At 76.5% G+C, this 2,912-nt stretch carries 4 protein-coding genes; 3 read left to right on the forward strand and 1 reads right to left on the reverse strand.

What is annotated here, in order from left to right; translation table 11 throughout:
- The 3 genes from VR45_RS38320 to VR45_RS38325 form a co-directional block, all read left to right on the forward strand.
- Positions 1 to 238 (forward strand): cupin domain-containing protein (locus VR45_RS38320; RefSeq protein ID WP_045944575.1); only part of this gene is annotated, 238 nt, incomplete at its 5' end.
- Positions 239 to 327: 89 nt separating this feature from the next.
- Positions 328 to 870, forward strand: a complete 543-nt coding sequence (locus VR45_RS50355; RefSeq protein ID WP_286163652.1) for a glycosyltransferase family 39 protein — start codon at positions 328 to 330, stop codon at positions 868 to 870.
- A complete protein-coding gene (locus tag VR45_RS38325) occupies positions 867 to 1,856 on the forward strand; it encodes a hypothetical protein (protein ID WP_286163653.1) in 990 nt (329 codons plus the stop codon). Before VR45_RS50355 ends, VR45_RS38325 begins: the two co-directional genes overlap by 4 nt.
- Positions 1,857 to 1,899: 43 nt before the next feature.
- Here VR45_RS38325 and VR45_RS50360 read toward each other — a convergent pair.
- The coding region (locus VR45_RS50360; RefSeq protein WP_045944576.1) for a LuxR C-terminal-related transcriptional regulator at positions 1,900 to 2,912 on the reverse strand (1,013 nt) is incomplete at its 5' end.

The raw sequence follows: 2,912 nt of genomic DNA on the forward strand, positions 1-2,912 counted from the left end.
CCCCACCCTCGCCACCCACACCGGCCACGAGTGGCTCTACGTGCTCTCCGGCCGCCTCCGGCTGCTCCTCGGCGAGCACGACGTCGTGCTCGCGCCGGGCGAGGCGGCCGAGTTCGACTGCCAGAACCCGCACTGGTTCGGCTCCACCGGGGCGGGCGACGTGGAGGTCCTGAGCCTCTTCGGCAAGCAGGGCGAACGCCTCCACCTGCGTGCCCGCACCCGCCCGAAGGAGTCCTGAGGCGACCCCGGAGCTCCCGGCCCCCGGGCGCTGCGGGAAGTCGGCCGCGACGGCTTCCCCCTCCGCTGCGGGACTGTCACACTCCCCTCGTGAACACACGGGGGTTGTTCGCGCCGAAGCCGTTCGCCCGGGGGCCGGTCGCCGCCGTCGCGGCCGGGGCCGCCACGCTGCAGATCGCGACAGCGGGCCGATACGGCTTCCACCGCGACGAGTTGTACTTCCTGATCGCCGGTCGCCGCCCCGCCTGGGGATATGTCGACCAGCCACCGCTCACCCCGCTGCTCGGGCGGGTGTCCACGGCGCTGTTCGGCGGCGGACCCGGCGACGGGCCGGTGGGCCTGCGGGTCGTGCCCGCCCTGCTCTGTGCCGCCACCGTCGTCCTGGTGGCCCTGCTGGCCAGGGAGTTGGGCGCCGGACGGGCCGGGCAGCTGCTCGCCGCCGGCGCCGCGGCCTGCTCGGCGTTCGTGCTCGCGGTCGGGCACCTGCTCAGCACCGCCACCTTCGACCTGTGCGCCTGGCTCCTGGTCTGCCTGCTCGCCCTGCGCCTGCTGCGCACCGGTGACGGCCGCTGGTCACCGGTGACGGCCGCTGGTGGCTCGCGGTCGGCGCGGCCACCGGGGTCGCGCTGCTGAACAAGGACCTCGTCCTGCTGCTGGCCGCCGCGCTCCTCCTGGCCGTGCTGCTGGTCGGGCCGCGCGGGGTGCTGCGCGGCCGGTGGCCGGCGGCGGGCCTGGCCGTCGCCGCGGCGGTCGCGCTGCCCGGCCTGTGGTGGCAGGCCGCGCACGGCTGGCCCGAACTGACCGTCGCCGGCGGCATCAGCGACCAGGACGGCACGGAGAACCGGCTGCTCCTCGTGCCGATGCAGTTCCTCTACCTGTCGCCCGTCCTGGTGCCCGTCTGGCTGGCCGGCTTCCGGCGCCTGCGCCGGGACGCCGAACTCGCCTGGGCGAAGCCCTTCGCGGTGGCCTACCCGCTGGTGTGCCTGCTGGTGCTGGCGAGCGGCGGCAAGCCGTACTACGCGCTGCCCGCGCTGCTCGTACTGACGGCGGCGGGCTGCGAACCGGTCGCCCGGCGGCTGGCGGCGGCCGGGCCGCGCCGGATCCGGTCCTTCGTGGGCGCGCTCGCCCTGGGCGCGGCGGTCAACCTGGTGATCACCCTGCCCGTCCTCCCGGCCCGGCTGACCCCGGCCGTCAGCTGGATCTACCGGGAGCAGGGCGAGCAGATCGGCTGGCCCGAACTCGCCGCGGCCACCGCCGCGGGCTGGCGCACCGTCCCGCCCGAACTCCGGGACCGGGCCGTGGTGTTCGCCGTCAACTACGGCGAGGCGGGCGCACTCGCCCACTACGGCCCGCCGCTCGGCCTCCCGGCGCCGTACTCGGGTCACATGAGCCTCGCCGACTGGGGGCCGCCGCCGGACGGCCTGGACGGGCCGGTGCTGCTCGTCCACCCGGAGGGATCCCCCGACGTGGAGCGGTACTTCACCGACTGCCGCCAGGTCGCCCGGGTCGACAACGGCCACGGTGTCCGCAACGAGGAGCAGCACGCCCCGGTCCTGGTCTGCCCGGGACCGCACCGGCCGTGGTCCGCGCTCTGGCCCGAACTGCGCCGCTACTACTGAGAGTTCCGACGGGCCGCCGGGTCCTTCGAAGGGGCCCGGTGGCTCAGGAGGCGGCGTGCAGGGCGGTCGGCGTGCCCGGTGCCGGGGTCGTCGGCAGGCCGGCGCGGTGGGCGAGGGCGGCCGCCTCGCCCCGGGAGCCGACCTCCAACTTGGCCAGGATGTTCGCCACATGGAACTTCACCGTCGACTCGCTGATGTGCAGGGCGGCGGCGATCTCCCGGTTGCGGCGGCCCCGGGCGAGTTCGTCCAGGACCTCCAACTCCCTGGGCTGCAGGCCCTCCAGCGGCCGGGCCGCGCCGATCGGCCCGGCCGGGGCGTGCAGCGGCAGGTCGACCGTCACCGTGGTGCCCCAGCCCGGTACGGCCTCGACCGTCAACCGGCCCGCCAGCGCGGCGATCCGGTCGGCCGTGCGGTGGACGGCCAGCGCGTCGGCGGTCAGCAGGCCGGGCCCGTCGTCCCGGACGACGGCCCGCAGACCGTCCGCCACGAACTGCCAACTCACGTGCAGCCGGGTCAGACCGTCCTGCTCCAGCATGGCGAGCACGGTGGAGCGGACGGTGGTGCGGGCGGTGTGCGCGGTGTCGGTGGGCACCGAGCGGTCCCCCTCGGTCGGCGCCAGCAGGTCCAGCCGGACCGGGCTGTGCCGCAGCAACGGCCGCACCACGTCGGCGAGTCGGGCGAACGCGGTGGCGGCCGGCTCCTCGCTCAGCTCGCGGTCGAGGTCGCCGGCGCTGCGCAGGTCGAGCAGGGCGGTCACGGCCAGCTCGGTGGCGTTGCGCCGGGCGGTGGCGTCGTCCAGGCCGGCGGACCGCAGCGGCCCGAGGATCGCGGACAGCGCGGAGGCATGGGCGCCGCTGAGTTCGGCGATCGCCCGGGCCCGGGCACTGGCCGAGGCGCGGGAGGCGGCGGCCTGCGCGGGCGCGGCGTCGACGGCGCGGTGGTGGGAGTGGGTGGTCAGCAGCTCCCACAGCTGCTGGAGCAGGCCGAGCGACCGCTCGGGCAGCGCCGCCGGTGACTCCGGCGGCTCCGGTGCGCGCCCGGACGGCCTGCCGTTGG

The sequence above is a fragment of the Streptomyces sp. NRRL S-495 genome (assembly GCF_000966955.1).
Lineage (GTDB): Bacteria > Actinomycetota > Actinomycetes > Streptomycetales > Streptomycetaceae > Kitasatospora > Kitasatospora purpeofusca.